This is a genomic window from Pseudonocardia zijingensis, assembly GCF_042657305.1.
Taxonomy (GTDB): domain Bacteria; phylum Actinomycetota; class Actinomycetes; order Mycobacteriales; family Pseudonocardiaceae; genus Pseudonocardia; species Pseudonocardia zijingensis.
On sequence record NZ_JBHSKO010000020.1, the window covers coordinates 88,251 to 104,161 of the forward strand.

12 protein-coding genes and 1 pseudogene are annotated in these 15,911 nt (G+C 66.4%); 5 read left to right on the plus strand and 8 right to left on the minus strand.

The window, feature by feature from the left end; translation table 11 throughout:
- Positions 1-580: 580 nt before the first annotated feature.
- From ACFPL3_RS30255 to ACFPL3_RS30275, 5 genes and pseudogenes are all read right to left on the minus strand, one after another.
- Positions 581-1,855, minus strand: a pseudogene (locus ACFPL3_RS30255) (IS701 family transposase).
- 63 nt (positions 1,856-1,918) lie between these two features.
- Entirely contained in the window at positions 1,919-2,092 is a 174-nt protein-coding gene (locus tag ACFPL3_RS30260) for a hypothetical protein (RefSeq protein ID WP_343938464.1), read from the minus strand.
- Between the two features lie 64 nt (positions 2,093-2,156).
- Positions 2,157-2,666 (minus strand): hypothetical protein, encoded by a 510-nt coding sequence (locus tag ACFPL3_RS30265; RefSeq protein WP_343938462.1) that lies wholly within the window; start codon positions 2,664-2,666, stop codon positions 2,157-2,159.
- A gap of 83 nt (positions 2,667-2,749) precedes the next feature.
- Positions 2,750-3,796, minus strand: coding sequence for an AI-2E family transporter (locus tag ACFPL3_RS30270; RefSeq protein ID WP_343938460.1), 1,047 nt, complete (start codon positions 3,794-3,796; stop codon positions 2,750-2,752).
- Between the two features lie 5 nt (positions 3,797-3,801).
- Positions 3,802-4,458 (minus strand): hypothetical protein, encoded by a 657-nt coding sequence (locus ACFPL3_RS30275; RefSeq protein WP_343938458.1) that lies wholly within the window; start codon positions 4,456-4,458, stop codon positions 3,802-3,804.
- A 774-nt stretch (positions 4,459-5,232) separates the two neighbouring features.
- On the opposite strand from ACFPL3_RS30275, the gene ACFPL3_RS30280 reads away from it, so the two are divergent.
- The 5 genes from ACFPL3_RS30280 to ACFPL3_RS30300 all read left to right on the plus strand — a co-directional run bounded on the left by ACFPL3_RS30280 (position 5,233) and on the right by ACFPL3_RS30300 (position 8,176).
- On the plus strand, positions 5,233-5,481 hold the full coding sequence (locus ACFPL3_RS30280) for an HPF/RaiA family ribosome-associated protein (protein ID WP_343938456.1): 249 nt from the start codon (positions 5,233-5,235) through the stop codon (positions 5,479-5,481).
- A 580-nt stretch (positions 5,482-6,061) separates the two neighbouring features.
- Positions 6,062-6,391 (plus strand): hypothetical protein, encoded by a 330-nt coding sequence (locus ACFPL3_RS30285; RefSeq protein ID WP_343938454.1) that lies wholly within the window; start codon positions 6,062-6,064, stop codon positions 6,389-6,391.
- Positions 6,381-7,406 (plus strand): tyrosine-type recombinase/integrase, encoded by a 1,026-nt coding sequence (locus tag ACFPL3_RS30290; protein WP_343938452.1) that lies wholly within the window; start codon positions 6,381-6,383, stop codon positions 7,404-7,406. The genes ACFPL3_RS30285 and ACFPL3_RS30290 overlap by 11 nt, the downstream gene beginning before the upstream one ends.
- 93 nt (positions 7,407-7,499) lie before the next feature.
- Positions 7,500-7,862 carry a type II toxin-antitoxin system RelE/ParE family toxin gene (locus ACFPL3_RS30295; protein WP_379589785.1) on the plus strand — a complete coding sequence of 121 codons (363 nt, stop codon included), beginning with the start codon at positions 7,500-7,502 and terminating at the stop codon, positions 7,860-7,862.
- A complete protein-coding gene (locus ACFPL3_RS30300) occupies positions 7,859-8,176 on the plus strand; it encodes a helix-turn-helix domain-containing protein (protein ID WP_343938450.1) in 318 nt (105 codons plus the stop codon). Before ACFPL3_RS30295 ends, ACFPL3_RS30300 begins: the two co-directional genes overlap by 4 nt.
- 236 nt (positions 8,177-8,412) lie before the next feature.
- On the opposite strand, the gene ACFPL3_RS30305 is transcribed toward ACFPL3_RS30300, so the two are convergent.
- From ACFPL3_RS30305 to ACFPL3_RS30315, 3 genes are all read right to left on the minus strand, one after another.
- Positions 8,413-9,255 (minus strand): hypothetical protein, encoded by an 843-nt coding sequence (locus ACFPL3_RS30305; protein ID WP_343947341.1) that lies wholly within the window; start codon positions 9,253-9,255, stop codon positions 8,413-8,415.
- Positions 9,252-13,751 carry an AAA domain-containing protein gene (locus ACFPL3_RS30310; RefSeq protein ID WP_379589786.1) on the minus strand — a complete coding sequence of 1,500 codons (4,500 nt, stop codon included), beginning with the start codon at positions 13,749-13,751 and terminating at the stop codon, positions 9,252-9,254. The genes ACFPL3_RS30305 and ACFPL3_RS30310 overlap by 4 nt, the downstream gene beginning before the upstream one ends.
- A 703-nt stretch (positions 13,752-14,454) precedes the next feature.
- Positions 14,455-15,384, minus strand: coding sequence for a hypothetical protein (locus ACFPL3_RS30315; protein ID WP_343946696.1), 930 nt, complete (start codon positions 15,382-15,384; stop codon positions 14,455-14,457).
- Positions 15,385-15,911: the final 527 nt, after the last annotated feature.

The following is a 15,911-nucleotide window of genomic DNA, read 5'->3' on the forward strand; positions in this document are numbered from 1 at the left end:
CCCCGCTCCCCCGGCCGTCCGCACATCGAGGAGTGTCACGGCGGCCGCGCATGCCGCGCGGAACGCGTGGACCGGCGCCTCGTTCGCCGCACGATGAACATCATGCGGACGGGCAGGACGGTCTCGCGTGCGCCGATCAGCTCTCGCACAGGGTGAACGGTTGGCGACGTTCTGCTGGAACTCTTCAGCGTCGTCACAGGTCGAGGGACGCATACTCGGGGCCGGATGCAGGTTCGTGGCTGAAGGGTGGAGCGATGCGGGTTCGCGGGTGCCCCGCTTCCCCTCGACTCGAGTGGCGGACCGGAGCCGGGAACGCCCGGGAGTCCTGCACATGACACCCATCGGACCAAGCTCGGGAACCGTTCGGGTGTCCCTTGCATTCGGCGCCTCGGCATCGGTCGCGGCCGCGGTGTTGTTGGACGTCCTGGCCGGCGAGCACCCGACCCATACCCTCAGGCCGTTGTCAACGTGTCGAGCGGGACCGGGTGTCGTGCCGGGACGAAGGGTTGTATGCAGGTGCGGCAGGCGCCGGTCCAGACGTTGAGCAGGGTCTGGAGCTCGCGGATGACGGCGTAGAGGGTCAGGCCGGCGCAGGGGCTTTTGGGTCGTAGCGCAGTTGCGTGCAGAACGCCTGGGCGAGTGCGGTGAGGGTGACGTGGCGATGCCAGCCGATGTAGCTGCGGCCTTCGAAGTGGTCGAGCCCGAGGCCGTCTTTGAGTTCGCGGTAGTCGTGCTCGATGCGCCAGCGGATCTTGGCCAGGCGGACCAATGTCCGCAGCGGGGTGTCGGCGGGCAGGTTGGACAGCCAGTAGTCGGTGGGTTCGGGTTCACCGGGAGGCCATTCTGCGATCAGCCAGCACTCGGGGAGGCTGCCGTCGGGGCCGCGGGGGATGTCGCGGTTGGCCGGGCGGACGCGTAGCGCCATGAACCTCGATCGCATCGCGGCCGTCGGGTTGTGCGCATTCTTGCGCGATCCGTGTCGCCAGGTGATGCGGCGCAGCGCGTCGCGGCCGGCGGCGCGGGCGAGTCCGGCGAGGTTGGTCGGGTCCTCGCGGTAGCGCGGCGTCGGGGGCCGGCCGCGGCCGGTATAGGGCGGTGCGGTCGAGACGGCGTCGACCGGGTAGGCGCTGGTGGTGGGCTTGACCGCGACGACGTAGCCCAGCCCACGCTCGGCCAAGCCCAGGCGGAACTCGGTGGTGTCGCCGTAGCCGGCGTCGGCGACGACAGTCCGCGCGGGCAGGCCCCACCCGCCGTCGCGTTCCTCGCCCAGGATGCGGTCGATCATGTCCAGGGCCAGCCGCCACTTCTCCCGATGGCGCACGTCGTTGGGGATCTTGCACCGATTCCGGCGCCGAATGATCTCGGCAGCGATGTCGGCGTCGGTGGCGGTGGACTCGTCCCAGGAGGCCGGCATGAACAACTGCCAGTCGATCGCCGCCGAGGCCCAGTCGGTGACCGCGTGCACACTGACCCCGATCTGACAGTTCCCGACCTTGCCCAGGGTCCCCGAGTACATGCGCGCCACACCGGGCGAATCGGACCCGTCCTTCGGAAAGCCGCTGTCGTCGACGACGTAGGCCTCGGGATCGATGAACCCATCGGCCCACCGGGCCAGCCGTTTCCGAACCTCGACGTGATCCCAGGTCGAGGAAGTGACGAACTGCTACAACTGCTGATGATCCACACCGAGCCGCTCTGCCATGGGCTGCATCGACTTGCGCTTGCCATCCAGCAACACCCCGCGCAGATACAGCTCACCCTTGGCACGCTGGTCCGACCGCGCGAACCCGCCGAACATCTCCGCGGCGAACGCCTCCAGGCGCGGCCTGACCTGGTCCATCTCCTCCGGCGTCACGACTCAGAACAAGATCACACGATGAGCCGGATCAGCGGTAGCGACACACCTAACAAAGTACTACTAGGTCTTGTTCTTCACGACCCCGGCAACGGGGTGCAGCTCTCGCTCCAGGAGGGCGTACGCCTCGGCGAGGTCGCGAATTCCTGCCGGGCTGTTGCCCACCGTCGGAGCAGACTTGATGATCGCCTTGAGGACAGCCTCGCGGGCTTGCTCGCTGAGACTCTGGTCGGCCATGGCCGCTGACGCTACTCGTCGGCGCCGGCCCTGGCTCCATCGTGGAGAGATCGTCCGTCGAGGCTCAAACGGTGCACTGGCCTGCCGCAGGCGGCGGTTCGGCGCCGAGATGGCCGAAGGACCATCCCGAGACCTCCGACATCCGGCCGCGCCAGTACATCCCCGCAACCGGCAGCGGACTGACACCAGCAGCGATCACGCGCGCATCGCGGAGGTGGATGTAGGTCGTGCGGTCCTCTTGGGCGACGAGGTGCTGGTAACGGGCGGAGAGGCGGGCTGTTGCCTCCCGCGCGAATCGGCGCTCGTTGCGGGCCTGCACGAGTGACTCGGCGACGCCCTCGAACAGGCTCGCCCAACCACCGTGCTCGTCGTCGATGGAACCGCCGGTGTGCACGACGAAAGCGGCGCGAGCCGCGTGCTCCACCTCGTCGAACCACTGCCAGTCCGGGATGACCGTCCCGCTGACGACCAAGCCACCCAGGGTGAGTACGACACCAGGGCCGTCGTCCTGGATCTCGGTCAGGTCGTTGATCGCTCCAACCACGGTTGCGAGAGCTCGGTCGACCTGGGGCACGCCGCCACTCTGAGCCATGCGCGAACTGTCCTCTGCGCCGCGTCGGGTAGCCGGTCCTGAGGCCCGCTATCGGCAGCGGGTGGTCAGGAGGCGAGCTCCGGCTGCCGGTCGACACCGGGTTCGTCGGGGCCGGTGGCCTCGGGTTCGCTGGTGTGCACGTCCTGTGGGCGGGTGTGCCGGTCGGCGTCGCTGCGCAGTGAGCGGATCCCGGAGTTCAGCACGGCGAGCAGCGGCACGGCGAGCAGCGCTCCGGCGATGTCGGCGGTGAGCAGTCCTGCTGCGATGGCGAGGATCACGGCGAGTGGGTGGAGCTTCACGGCCCGGCCGAGCAGCAGGGGCTGCAGGACGTGGCCCTCGAGCTGCATGATCCCGACGATGATGGCCAACACGATCAAGGCTGATACGGGCCCCTGGGCTACGAGGGCGATGAGTACGGCGACGCCACCGGTGACCACGGCACCGATGATCGGTACGAACGCGCCGAGGAAGACCAGCGCGGCCAGCGGGACGGCCAGCGGTATGCCGAGCACGGCCAGCCCGTTCCCGATGGCGACGGCGTCGACGACTGCCACGACCGCGGTCGCCCGGATGTAGCTCACGAGCGCGGCCAGGCCACGGCGTCCGGCCACGTCCAGCCGTGTGCGGACTTCGGCCGGCGCCGCGTTCAGGAGGAATTGCCAGATGCCCTGCCCGCCGTGCAGGAAGAAGATGAGGGTGAACACCACGAGCAGGAGCTCGGTGACCATCTCCCCGATCGTCGCTGCGGTGGTGAGCGCCCCGAGGGTGATGGACGACTGGTTGGCGCTCAGTGTTGCCAGCATCTCGTCCTGGACGGCGCGCAGCTGCTGGTCACTGAGTTGCAGGGGACCCGTGGTCAGCCAGGTCACGACAGTGTCGATGTTGGTGGAGAGCTGATTGCCCAGCTCGGGGAGGCCCCGGATGAAGGTGATGATCACGAAGGTGCGTACGCCGCCGAGTCCGGCGAGGCCGCCGATCATCACCAGTGCGGTCGCGAGGCCCCGGGGTACGTGGTGCCGGGTGAGCCAGCCGACGGCTGGGGACAGCAGTGCGGCGAGCAGCAGGGCGATCGCGACGGGGACGACGATCGCCGCCAGATAGGCCACGATCATGCCGATCACGGCCAGCGCGGCGACGACGACGAGCAGTCGCCAGCCCAGCGCAGCGCTGATCCGCAGTGTCCGCGGGACGAACGCTCCGACGTCGTCGAGCGGTTCGGGCCGAGATTGCCCTTCCGATCGGGAGCGCGGAGGCCGAGCGGCAGCGGCCGGACCCGCTGGAGGCGCAGGCGGAGGTCGTTCGGTGGTCGCCATCGCGTCTCCCTCGTCGTGCTCGCCCGTGGCGTACCCGCTGACGGCTCCGCACACGTCAACCGAGGCCGGTGGCCAGGGCCCATCGGGCCGGCGCCGGGGCGGTCGGCCTCCGGACTGCTGCTCTGGCCAGGGCCTACCGGGCCGGCGCTCGCGGTGCCCGGGGGCGACGGCGCGGACACCGGGGCTTCGGTCGCCGGCGGGGCGGGCTGTTGGGCCTTGGCGGCCGCGGCCAGCATCTGCTTGGCGAAGATGCGCTGCTGGGCGATCAGGTGCTCGGCGAAGTCGAACACCGCGTCAAGGACCTCCTTCGAGGAACCCGCGGGGGGCGCTGCCGCATGCGTCCGGCTCGTCATCCCCTTCATCAGCTCGCTGCTCTTCTCGGCCCACTGCTGCCACAGATTCCTGAAGCCCTCTTGGGTCCGGCGCGTCAGCTCGCTGAGTTGCTCCTGGGAACTGGTCATCGCACTATTCCTCCTGGGTGAGCGATCGTGGGCGCGCTCTCGGTCTCTCGGAAACGTGTGCCGGCCCCGTCTCGGGGCACGCTCCGCCGGCTTGGGCCCGCTGCGCGGATCCGGGTGACGCGGCTCGGCGGCGCTGCACGGTGGGCCGGGCGGGGGCAGAACGCTCGGGCCTGGAGTCAGTCGCAGCGCTGCGGGAAGCGATACGGCGACCGCGGCGCTCCGTGCGGCTTTCCCGGCGCTCGTCGGGTTCGCAGGCCTTCCCTGATCGTCGTCGAGCGCCCCGCCGGTCGCCGCGCGCCATGGTGGGTGCGCGTAGTGGAGTCATCGAAGTGCCACCCCGATCTGGAGGCACTCGAGGAGGTCAATAGTCCTCGCCGCGACCCCCCGATGGCAAGGCTCGGCATGAGGCGTAAGCACTTCCGGTGCCCGGCCAGAACCCCATGAACCATCGCGGCCGACCGAATACTCCACGTCGGTGACGTGCTCACCCCACTCGGTTTCGGGTGTGTCGTCGCTGGCCCTCGGAGTCCTCGCTCCTTCGACCTGCTCGCGATCACCGGAACTCCCGCGGTGACGTCCGGGAACAGGAGTAGGGTGACACCGTCGAGAACGTTCGAACACAGCGGTCGGATGAACTCGAGCTCAACAACCTCAGGAAGGCCGAGATGGACGCGGCAGTCGAGATCGTCATCACAGGCCACCACATCGCCGGGCCCGACCGCTACCGATCGTTGGTCGCCGCGAAACTGAGCAGACTCGATCACTTGGATCACGATGTCGTCCGCTACGACGTCGAGGCTGAATCACGAGCCGAATCCGCGCCAGGCGAAGTCGGCCCAGCAGGTTGTGATCACCAGCCATGGCAGGGGTCCGGCCGTCCGCGCCGAAGCCGTCGGAGTGGATCTCCCCGCGGTGCTCGACGACGCGGTCGGCAAGCTGGAGGGTCGCTTGCGGCGCCGTCACGACCGCCGCATCCGACGCTCCCGGGGCCGACGGGCAACGGTCGAAACGGGCCGGGCGTGAAGAACTGCCGCGCTTTCGAGTTCGACGACTTGCCGATACTGCTCGGTCTCGATCCGGCCGATCAAGCCGATATCGCGGTGCTCGACGACATCCTGGCCCGCCGCCGAACAATGAGTTGCGCCAACGATCACGCGAGCCGGAACCGGGTGGCACTGCACTTGGTGCCTGATCTGATGCCGGACGCCGTCGTGAGGATGGATGACCTGGCACGGTGCCCCCTCCGGCCCAATCGAACCTGGAGATCAGCCGAGCACGAGGCGTGTGGTTAGTGCGCATCCCCCCTCGGACACCAGTTCTGGTGGAGTTTCACCATCCCGCTGACGGCGAGGCGGGCGAGCCGAACACCACGCCGCACGCCTGACCAGCGCAAACACAGGCCACGACCAGGCACAGGGTCTGATCCGTCGCGGACGATGCTGCGATGAGGCACACCTGCAAGCCACCACCGGCCGTCCAGGAACAGCTGATCGCAGCTCTGCTACCGGACGTCCACGTCGAGCCAGCACCACACTCCCCCGCCCCGCTGCCGACGCTCCCCACGACCCTTCCCACATCCAGCACTGACGACCTGCTCCTGGGGATGGCCCGCATCGACCGCTCCGGCCGGTTCCATGAACGCCGACTACTCCAGGCACTGAGCTGGCTGCCCGGACAGCAGCTCGCCCTGGACGTGATCCACGGACTGATCGTCGTACGGCCAAGCTCGACCGGCCCACACGTTCTGGACCACCGCGGCGCGCTCCATCTACCGGCAGCCGCGCGCAACATGTGCGGCATCAACCCCGGCCTACCCGTCGTGCTCGCCGCCTCGGTTCCCGAACAGACCGTTGTCATCCATCCGGAGAAGGTCGTGGCCCGGCTCCTGGCCACCCACTACGCAGACCAACTGGGCGGGCCCCATGAGCGCTGACCCGGAACGGATCGCCACCGCACGCCTGCTGCTGGACCAGCTCGGCGTCACCCTCGACGACCTGAACCACGCCAACACCACCCCACCCGATCAGGCCGCGAGCGTGCCGACGCTCGCCGAGTACCTGCCCCACGTCATCGCCGCGGCCGGCCCCGGCGCCAACCGCACCTACGGCAACTACTGGCGCAAGATGCTCGCAGCGTGGGGTGACCGCCAGCTCGACCAGATCACCGCCAGCGACATCGAAGCCCTCCAACATGCCGCAGCCGCCACAGCACGGTCACGACGCAACAGCCGCCACGGACGCCACGCCGGCGAACACGTCATCGCCGCCGCCCGCGCCATCTACACCCGCGCCATCGCCGACAACCTCATCGCCCCCGGCGCCAGCCCCGCCCACCGCGTCAACAAACCCCGCAGACTCCCCAGCACCCGGCGAGCATTGACCGCCCACGAGCTCGACGAGATCAACATCGCCGCCCGCACCAGCGGCAACGACGTCATCCTCGACGCGCTGCTACTGCGACTGCATACCGAGACCGCCTGCCGCCGCGGCGGCGCCCTCGCCCTACGGCTCTGCGATCTCGATACCGAGCACTGCCTGATCCAGCTCCGGGAGAAAGGCAGCACCGTCCGGTGGCAACCAGTCAGCCCTGCGCTCGCGAAGAGCTTGGCCGAGCACGCCGCTGGTCGCGATGCTGTCCTGTCCACCGACCCGTTGCTGCGCTATCGCGACGGCCGCGCCCTGTCCAGCCGCCGCTACGACCACCTCTGGAAACGCCTCGGCCAACAACTGCCGTGGGTCGCGGCGCAGGGGATCTCGACCCACTGGCTGCGCCACACCACCCTGACCTGGGTCGAACGCCACTACGGCTACGGCATCGCCCGCGCCTACGCCGGCCACACCAACAGCGTCGGCCCCGCCACGACCACCTACATCAAGGCCGACCTTCAAGCCGTTGCGACCGCGCTGGCCGCCATGACCGGACACCCACACCCCCTCGCCCACTCATAACTGACAGCGCAGAGCCGACCAGGACGCCGCCACGCCCCGCCGGGCCGGATCAGCCACTGGCCGCCAGGTTTAGCGATCGGTACACTCGCCGCCGTGGTGCCCGGGCAGTGGCAGGTCTACGTCGTCAACGAGGTACGCGACTGGATCGACTCCCTCGACGCCACAACGCACACCAGGGTCGTGCAGGCCATCGACACCCTGGCCGACGTCGGACCCGGCCTCGGTCGACCGCTGGTCGACACGATCCACGGCTCGACGATCGCCAACCTCAAAGAACTACGACCAGGAACGGTACGGATCCTGTTCGCCTTCGACCCGTGGCGCGACAGCATCCTGCTGGTCGCCGGCGACAAGGCCGGCCGCTGGACGCAGTGGTACCGCGAAGCGATCCCACTGGCCGAACAACGCTACGAGCGCTACCTCAAGGAGCGGACACAGGAGGAGGAACAGCGATGACCAGCCACGTGGCCTGGAACGACATCCGCGCCGAACACGTCGCCCGCGCGGGCGGGGAAGCCGCGGTCGAGGCCGGCAAGCGGGAACTGCTGGCCGAGGTCATCGGGCACCGCCTCGCCGAGATCCGCCGCACCCGAGGCCTAACTCAGCAGCAGGTCGCCGACCGCATGGGCGTCAGTAAGGGCCGCGTGTCGCAGATCGAACGCGGAAAGATCTCCGGACAGGAGGTCCTGGCCCGCTACGCCACCGCGCTGGGCGGCCGACTCCACCAAGCCATCTACTTCGACGACGGCGACATCACCGCCATCGCCTGACCATCGCGGGCTGCCGAACGGGTTGATCTTTCAACCGTGTTACCAGCAACAATCGACAGACCCTCCAGGACAGTATCGGGCGTATCTCGCAAAACGTCCCGGAGAGATTCCTGCGATCTGCTGCGCGGGGGATATAATCGACATACTTCCGTGCCCGGTTCAGATCTGGACGAGGCATGCTGTTTCGCCAGCTCGGTCCCCGGAAACCGTATTGGCTCATGTTCCGGGGACCCGAGCTACAACTGCTGATCCAGCGAGGTTGTTCCCGGTTCGACTCCAAGGTCATTGAGGGCTGCGACGACAACGTTCCAGGCTATACGGACCGTGTCATCCTTCAGGGCGTAGTTGTCGACGAGCTGCTTTTTCGGGTGTACGAGATTCCGATGATCGCGTAGCACGTGGGCGTAGTCGGTCACGTCCTTGGCGATCCACCCTTTACGCTCCGCCAGTCCGATGAGTCCGTACAAGTGGTCCTTTGGCTCCGGCCCGCCGACGTGCCGGCTCCGTGCGACGTCGTAGAGCACCCCCTCTAGCACACTGCCTAGCATGATCACGGCGGCTGTATACGCACCAGATCCCCAACAGAGGTGGGCCTCTTCGAGGCGGCGAGTGAGCTGTTGACCGAACTTCTCGTCCTTAACGATCTCGGCAAGGTCTGCAGTGAGCCGTACGGGTTCACGCATCTCGGGCCTGGCCAGCGTCCCGGTGCGCGTAACCAGGTGAGGGCGGCTGCCGTGGTAGACCACTTCGTAGCCCTCGAGCGCGAGGAGTTCGTTGAGCTCTCGCACTACCGTCACGCGGGCATCCGCCTCGTCGAGGTACTCGCGCGGATCAGCCAACCGCAAGAGCACAGCGCGTAGCGCATCGGAATCGTTGCGTCTTGACCGCAATGTTCGGCGCACCCACATGAGGCGGCCCCCATCGATCTCACCGACTCGCCGCCAACCGGCTGCCTCGAAGAACCTCGTCAGCTGGTAGCCGCTGCGGTAGGCGAGCGTGTCGTCGCCGCAGATTAGCTCCGCAAGGCGATCAAGCACTGTGTCGTCCAGCCGCACGGCGACCTCCGGCTCGTCGCTCACGCGAGCGCCTCCTGCTCGTCCTCTGTCAGCTCGTCCTGTAGCTCAACCGGGGCCCAGCTCGTGCGCCCGCCGTCACTCGGCTCGTCGTCGCGAGGGCTGATGCCTCGTTCGCCAAGCCGGCTCCACAGCGGGGCCAGCTCCCGCTCTGGGTCGAACTCATATTCGCTCTCTCGGATCCGCACGACCTCCCACCCCATTCGCCACAACTCACGGTCACGACGCGCGTCGGAGACCTGGCGGTTCGGGGACGTGTGCCAGTAATGTCCGTCACACTCGACGGCGATCCTGCCGCCCGCACCGACGATGACGATGTCGAGCGAACGTGAGCCGACGCGGTACTGCGGCACCGCGTGATAGCCGCGCTTCCTGATGTCTCGGAATACACGCTGCTCGAACAGGGAGTCGAACGGCTCGCAGTGCCGTGTCGCACTGACCGCCTCCAGCGCAGGCGACGATCCGAACACTGACGGTGGTGTGAGCATATAGTTCATCAGTGAAGCACGCAGGTCACCAGGTTTGAGGTCGGTCGGCCTGATCGACGAGAACAGCCACATCTGGTCCTTCGCGCGGCTCGCCGCCACGTTGTAGGCCTGCTGCCACATCTGCGCCGTCTGCAGATTCGGCGGCTCGGCGACGACCATCGATAGGAAGATCACGTCACGTTCGTCGCCTTGGAAATTGGGGGGACTTCCTACCCGGATCTTGTGGTCTTCGCGCTGTTCAGGCGTAGTATTTTCCATAATCTCCAGGTCCAACAACTTCACCTGAGCCTGACCTTGCAACACGATCACACCAAACGTCTTACGCTTATAGCGTGGGTCGCCGAGGCACTCCACGAGCTGCGCAACAATGCGCTTCGCCTCGATCGGATTCCGCTTTGCCTGGTTGCGCCCCTCTGTGTATGCGCCGTCTACGAACACAACCCTGAGCGGATCAAGGCTGCCCGCTTTACGTTCTCGCAGTGCGACGAGACCGGGCAACCCTTCCTCGCCGTAGAACTGACGGGAGGACCAGTTGATGATCTCGGGCACGCATCGGAAGTGCTCGCGAAGACGAACCACAGCATCCCGGCCAGAGCGGGCCGAGAGCAGCCCGTAAAGGTTGGTCTTGGAGGTGAAGTGGTTCCGGATCTCCGGATCGATGTCGCCGAGGTGCTCCCCGAGGCGTTCGAAGAGATCGTCTAGTCTGCCCATCCGCGATGCACTGGGAGTACACTGCTTGTCGTCGCCGACGACGATCACCCGTGGGGCCATCCATAGCAGGAAGAGGTTCTCAAGCCCGACCTGACTCGCCTCATCGACAATAACGACGTCGAACGAATCGCGTTGTGCCAGAATATTGTCAAGTAGGTTCGGTAGCGGAACGACCCAGGCTGGCACCGCATCCTTGGCCTTCTCCATGGCGGCTCTGGCAGCCTTGCGAAACTCGTTGGTCTTGCGGCCGCTGCCAGCACCGACGTGGCTCATGTGTTCCCGGTAGCTACGCAAAGCTCTGGCATGCGTGTCGGTCATCCGCGACATGCATGCGTGAAGTGCTCTGGCCGCTGCGAGCTGCTCGGTCAGCCGTCGCACTTGATCCTCGACCTGTTCAAATTCGGCCACCAGTCGGCGCTCCTCGTCCGCGTTGCGCCAGCTTTCGACGAACTGCTCGGCCTTCGACCATGCCCACGCCGCCGGAAGGTCACGAACGCGGGCGTCCCACGCTGGGTCCGCAGCTGAGGCCGCGACGAGGTCTGCCAGCTGCGGGTGTACTGACCGTAGGGTGCGGAAGAGCGCGTCGAGGCGCCGTTGTTCTTCCTGCTCGGTGCGCGCGATCTCTATGGCCGCCAGGCCGGCCTGGTATGCATCAACGTCCCGCTCGTCGATTGCAGTACCGAGCCGTGCAACCTCGGGACAGGACTCTGGTGCAGCCGCCATCTCGCGGACTGTCGCAGCGAGGTGGGCGACCTGGGTACGTGCTCGCTCGAGCGCGAGGAAGCGCTGGGCGCCCGCCACGTTTGCGAGTGTCGCTTGGAATGCATCCAGCGTGGACAGGTCGACGTTGCGTCCACCGGCGGCCAGCATCGTGACCGCACGGTCTCTGGCGTCGGCAAGGAGGTCGATATCTTGGAGCTTCTTTCCGTTATCGTCTAGCTCCGAGAGGGTCTGTGTCAGGTTCCCTGCGGACACCGGAACTCGTGCGTCGTGCCATTTGGTGACGAGAAGAGCCGCGGCGATCTCGGCCTCCATGCGTTCGAGTGCGGCGGACAGTTGCGCGCGCTCAACGGGCGGTCGGCCGTCGACCTGCACCGTTTCTAACAGCTCACGTGCCTGCTTCTGAACTGCGTTCTTCATTACCTTGCGTAGCTTGCCGCCTCGCTCCAGGTGGGCCAGCAGTTGCTGGCCGCTGTCGAGGAGGTTCTTGGCCCGTCCCAGGCCGATCTCGGCGATCGGCGGGAGATCGACGACGTAGCGGACGCCCTGATCCTGCAGGCGCTGCTGCAGCCGCGCTGGCTCGTCACGCACGGCACCGAGATGTCCCCACAGACCGCTGTTCCGACCCGCGAACCGGTCATCGAGCGCGATGCGCACCCATTCCGGAGTGTTATCACCGCCGGCACCAAGACGCTGGACCAGTGCCTGCACTTGGCCCCGGAGATCGGCCAACGCTGCCAACCGCTGATCCCCAATGCCCGCCAGGTACTGGACGAACGCGCCGGTGTCAGCCTCGGCCGTCTCCCGAGCCTGTCGTTCAGCGGTGATGATCTCCGTGAGGGCACCCACGCTGGGCAAATCTCCTCGTGCCGGGATACGCTGCATGGCTCGTGCAATACGGCCAGGGGACGCAGTGCGTAGAAGCCGGAGTAGCGTAACGAGGTCGCCGGCTCCCAAGGGCGGCTCGTCCGGTTGCGCGGCATCCACCCGAGGCAGCCAGTCATACTGGCCAGCGTTGGCCTTCACCTGGCGAACGATCTCGGTGAGCGAGCCGACGTAGTCCGTCTCGCTGTAGGTGGGCACCACTGCCGGATGCCGGATGTTTTCCACTTCACGGAGTTGCCTGATCGTGTTATTCAGAGCGGCAGCCTTGGAGCGCAAGGCAGACCGCTCCGCCTCGAGATACTCAATCTGGGCGGGCAAGGTCGCGGTCGCGGCCGAGGCCTGCGCCTCGGACAGCGCATCGAGGCCTTGCTCCAACTCCTTGGCCGCGTCTTTTGATCCGCCGGCGAGCAGCACGCACAGGCGGCGGAGGTCGGGCGGGATCTTCTCCCGGAGCACCTTCAGCGCCTGATCTTTCTGACTCGTCACCAGCACTCGCTGGCCGCGGGCGAGCAGCGCCGACACAAGATTCGCAATGGTGTGTGTCTTGCCAGTGCCAGGCGGTCCCTGGACCACGACCCCGGTCTCGGTTCGTAGCAGCTCGATGACCCTGTTCTGCTCCTCGTTGGTGGCCAAAGGGAACAGAGGGTCCGAACCGAGGACGTTGCCAGACGCGGCCCCCTGCTCGTGCAGCCATGCGTCCCGTTCGTGTCGCTCTGTGTCAACAACGAGCTGTGCCAGCGCGACGGGGACAGGAACATCCGGATCTCGGAGTGCCGCTGCAATCTGTTTGTAGGCCTCAGCAAGTAGCACCCGGCTCCGAGGCCGAAGGATGAGCGAGGGCGACAGCGTCAACGTCGGAGTAGAACGCAGGTCGGATTCACTTGGGCGGACATTTCCATGCTCGCAGGCCACCGAAAGACCGACCGCCAGCCATTCGCGCACCAATTCCAGCAATGCCGGGTCAAGCAGGGGAACGTCGGTATCGACAACAGTCTGGCGCTGCACGCGGGCCCGCTCCGGCTGGTAAGCCTCCTCGCCCCCAAAGACCTCCTTGTCCTCGACCCTGCGGCGACCAGCCCCTATCGTGACAGTCACCTCAGCTGTCGCCCGGTCGATCCGTGGTGAAACTGCCTCGGTCACCAGGTGGCGACGGACGCACTCGCCCGTCGGACTGCGCCAAGATATGAGTCCCACTCCCAGAACGAACTCGAATGCATCATCCTGCTGCTCCATGATCTTCGCCGCACGTTCAAGCTCACTGTAGAGCGTAAGGACTTCCCGCTGCCTGTCGTGTTCCGCCGCCCACGCACGCCATTTTTGGACCCATGACTCGAACTCTACAACGACAGCCCTCGGCGGTTCCGGGTAGTTCTCTATGGCAGAGAGAAGGCGCGGTTCGTGTTCCGTATCCCCTCTCGGTTCGTCCGAATCGGTCCAGCCCCGCAACCGCTCAGGTATACGGGGTTCCGCTCGCTGCTGCGGCGGCCTGATGCGGAGGATCACATCATCGGCAGGAGTAGAGACAAGCCGGACACCGTTGGGCAACTCATCTAGCCAGCGCACGATTTCCGGGGCGCCTGTCTCGTCGGACAGAATGTCGCGGACGGGATCACGCTCGGCAGCGTCCGTTACTTCAGCTAGATATTCAACGAGGTTCAGAGTCCTTGCCAAGACCTGTGCATCCCCAGTGCTGGCCATCGCCACCTATCCCCTAGTCGTGACTGAGCAACTGGACAGCATGACGCAATGCGACCTGCGACACAAGGTCAATCTGGTAACCGCTTCCACCCGTTCCGAGGTCGCGACTACTGCTTCAAGTGTGGTATTGCGGCAGCCCATGCTCCGCCAAATGGCCTACGACTCACTCCCGCTGAGGCGCCAGCCGCCGGGTCGGTCTGCTCGACCTCGTTACCACCGAGGCTATTTACGCCCCCGCCTGGGGTCGGCGAGCCCACGGCACCCGCCTCGAACACCCCACATCGAAGTACTCCGCAACGATCACGCCCCGGCCGGCGATGACGCTCCCGGCGACCTCACGCTGCCATGCCCGGGACGTGGACTGGTCCTGCTACTCCGCCGTCGAGGTACGGCCATAGAACGCAAACCTCAACCCGCCTCGGCCCGGGCCGACCCACCCGATCCGCTCTCGACCAGCGGGTCTGCTGCCCGTCCGGCGCACCTACCCATCCAAGAGATCGCGCTGACCCAGCTCACCCGTCGGTCCATGCGTTCGATCAGAGCGCCATGGCGGGACCGATGACGAAGCCGGGGACCGCAACGGGACATTCCGGATGTTGACCTGCATCGCTCTGTCAGCTGCCCACCAGCAGACAGGACATTTACGTGCGGAGGAGTTCGCGAGGGCCTACGTTGCTGGTCGCCGCAGCGCCACCGGGCGGCGTCATCGGCGGAACGGGCGTCGGCCATCACGCCGTGGCATGTTGTTGAACGGGACGAACCATGCTGACGGCCGGTAGTCTCCCATGCGGATTTGTTGGTTGAGCTCGGACTCCGGGTCGTCAATGCCGTCGAGCGTCTCGTCGAACAAGCTCAGGATGTCGGTGTCCTGCACGAACACCTCGCCGGCCATCACCCAGTCGAAATCGTCATCGTGAACGGGACTCTCTGAACGCATGCCGTCCTCGGTCCAGAGACCGTCCTCGAGCATCGACTCTGCGTACTTGAGCATCAAGTGGACAGCCATCTCCTCTCCCGGACACGTCGGCCGTGGCCACTCCCCCCGCTCGAGGTCCCCGGCCAGGTCGTCGAAGCATCGAGCTGCCTGCCGCCGCCACACGGCGTCCTGGCCATAGGTGATCACCGGGTACTCGTCGAAGAGCGCCCAGTCCTTGGTACTTGTGACCGACTCATCACCGTTGGCCTCAACATCGTCAAACCCCCAGTCGGCCAGCACCTGCGCCGCACTCCACAACACGTTTGCCGTGGGCGGTGTGAGTTGGAATCCGGCGCATCGATCACACGAGTCCTCGTCGCCACATGTACAAACCTCGAACAGCGCATCGAAGTCGGGCCCGCCGCCGGGCCGCCCATCAGACAGGACACCGCACACCGAGCCCCGCGCCTCGGCGCCGACTCCATTCGGGATCAAGTCGAACGGATCAACGAGCGCGAGCAGTGCCGCGCCAGGGCCGCCCGATCGGACCTCGTTGCGCTCCTGCTCCTTGAGCGCCTCCGCATCGTCGCCCTCATCCACGGCAAACTCCGTGGCGTCGATCCTCTTCAGCGCAGCTGACTGGAGGAGGGCTAGGTCAAGTACCTCGACGTCGAGCTCAACCTCTAGCCTCACACGAACAGCGTCTTCGTCGGTCACCCAGAGCCCTCCGTCACCCACCCCTGCACTACATCATCGTCAGCACCATGCCGGAATTGCAATCGATCCTGGGCCATTTCGCGCAACGCGTAGCTGTCATACGCGTCCCGGCCGATCCACCCCGACCAGAGGCTGAGCGGTGGCCGACGAGCGGCTTTGGGAAGGCAGCGCGCCAGAACAGCCAGCATTGTTGCCGACAGAGCGCACGCGGGGCGAGGTGTGAGTGTCGCATACTGGACGGATCCCGTACGAGCGATCGACGGCCCGTTCGCGGCGGCGCAACGTGATCCCGGCGTGGGCGACAACGCTGCGGTCCAGCTCCCACACGCGCAGATCGCGCGGTCCACACGTCGCCGACTCTCAAGAACGCCCGGACCTCTCGACGACAGGATGCTGTACACTTAAGCGTATGGACACCTGCATTGTGCAGGTGTGCTGCGTTTCTGTGGCCGATTCCCCCCTCGGACACAAAATCATGCTTTCTGACCAGCGCGTTTCGTGCGGGTCGTATGCCGCCTACCGTGTTG

What these genes read in the sequence shown, in the direction of transcription:
- ACFPL3_RS30275 (WP_343938458.1), bottom strand. Translation starts at nt 4,458, where the DNA reads ATGACCAGTTCCCAGGAGCAACTCAGCGAGCTGACGCGCCGGACCCAA.
- ACFPL3_RS30300 (WP_343938450.1), top strand. Translation starts at nt 7,859, where the DNA reads ATGACCAGCCACGTGGCCTGGAACGACATCCGCGCCGAACACGTCGCC.
- ACFPL3_RS30310 (WP_379589786.1), bottom strand. Translation starts at nt 13,751, where the DNA reads ATGGCCAGCACTGGGGATGCACAGGTCTTGGCAAGGACTCTGAACCTC.
- ACFPL3_RS30260 (WP_343938464.1), bottom strand. Translation starts at nt 2,092, where the DNA reads ATGGCCGACCAGAGTCTCAGCGAGCAAGCCCGCGAGGCTGTCCTCAAG.
- ACFPL3_RS30290 (WP_343938452.1), top strand. Translation starts at nt 6,381, where the DNA reads ATGAGCGCTGACCCGGAACGGATCGCCACCGCACGCCTGCTGCTGGAC.
- ACFPL3_RS30270 (WP_343938460.1), bottom strand. Translation starts at nt 3,796, where the DNA reads ATGATCGTGGCCTATCTGGCGGCGATCGTCGTCCCCGTCGCGATCGCC.
- ACFPL3_RS30280 (WP_343938456.1), top strand. Translation starts at nt 5,233, where the DNA reads ATGTCGTCCGCTACGACGTCGAGGCTGAATCACGAGCCGAATCCGCGC.
- ACFPL3_RS30285 (WP_343938454.1), top strand. Translation starts at nt 6,062, where the DNA reads ATGGCCCGCATCGACCGCTCCGGCCGGTTCCATGAACGCCGACTACTC.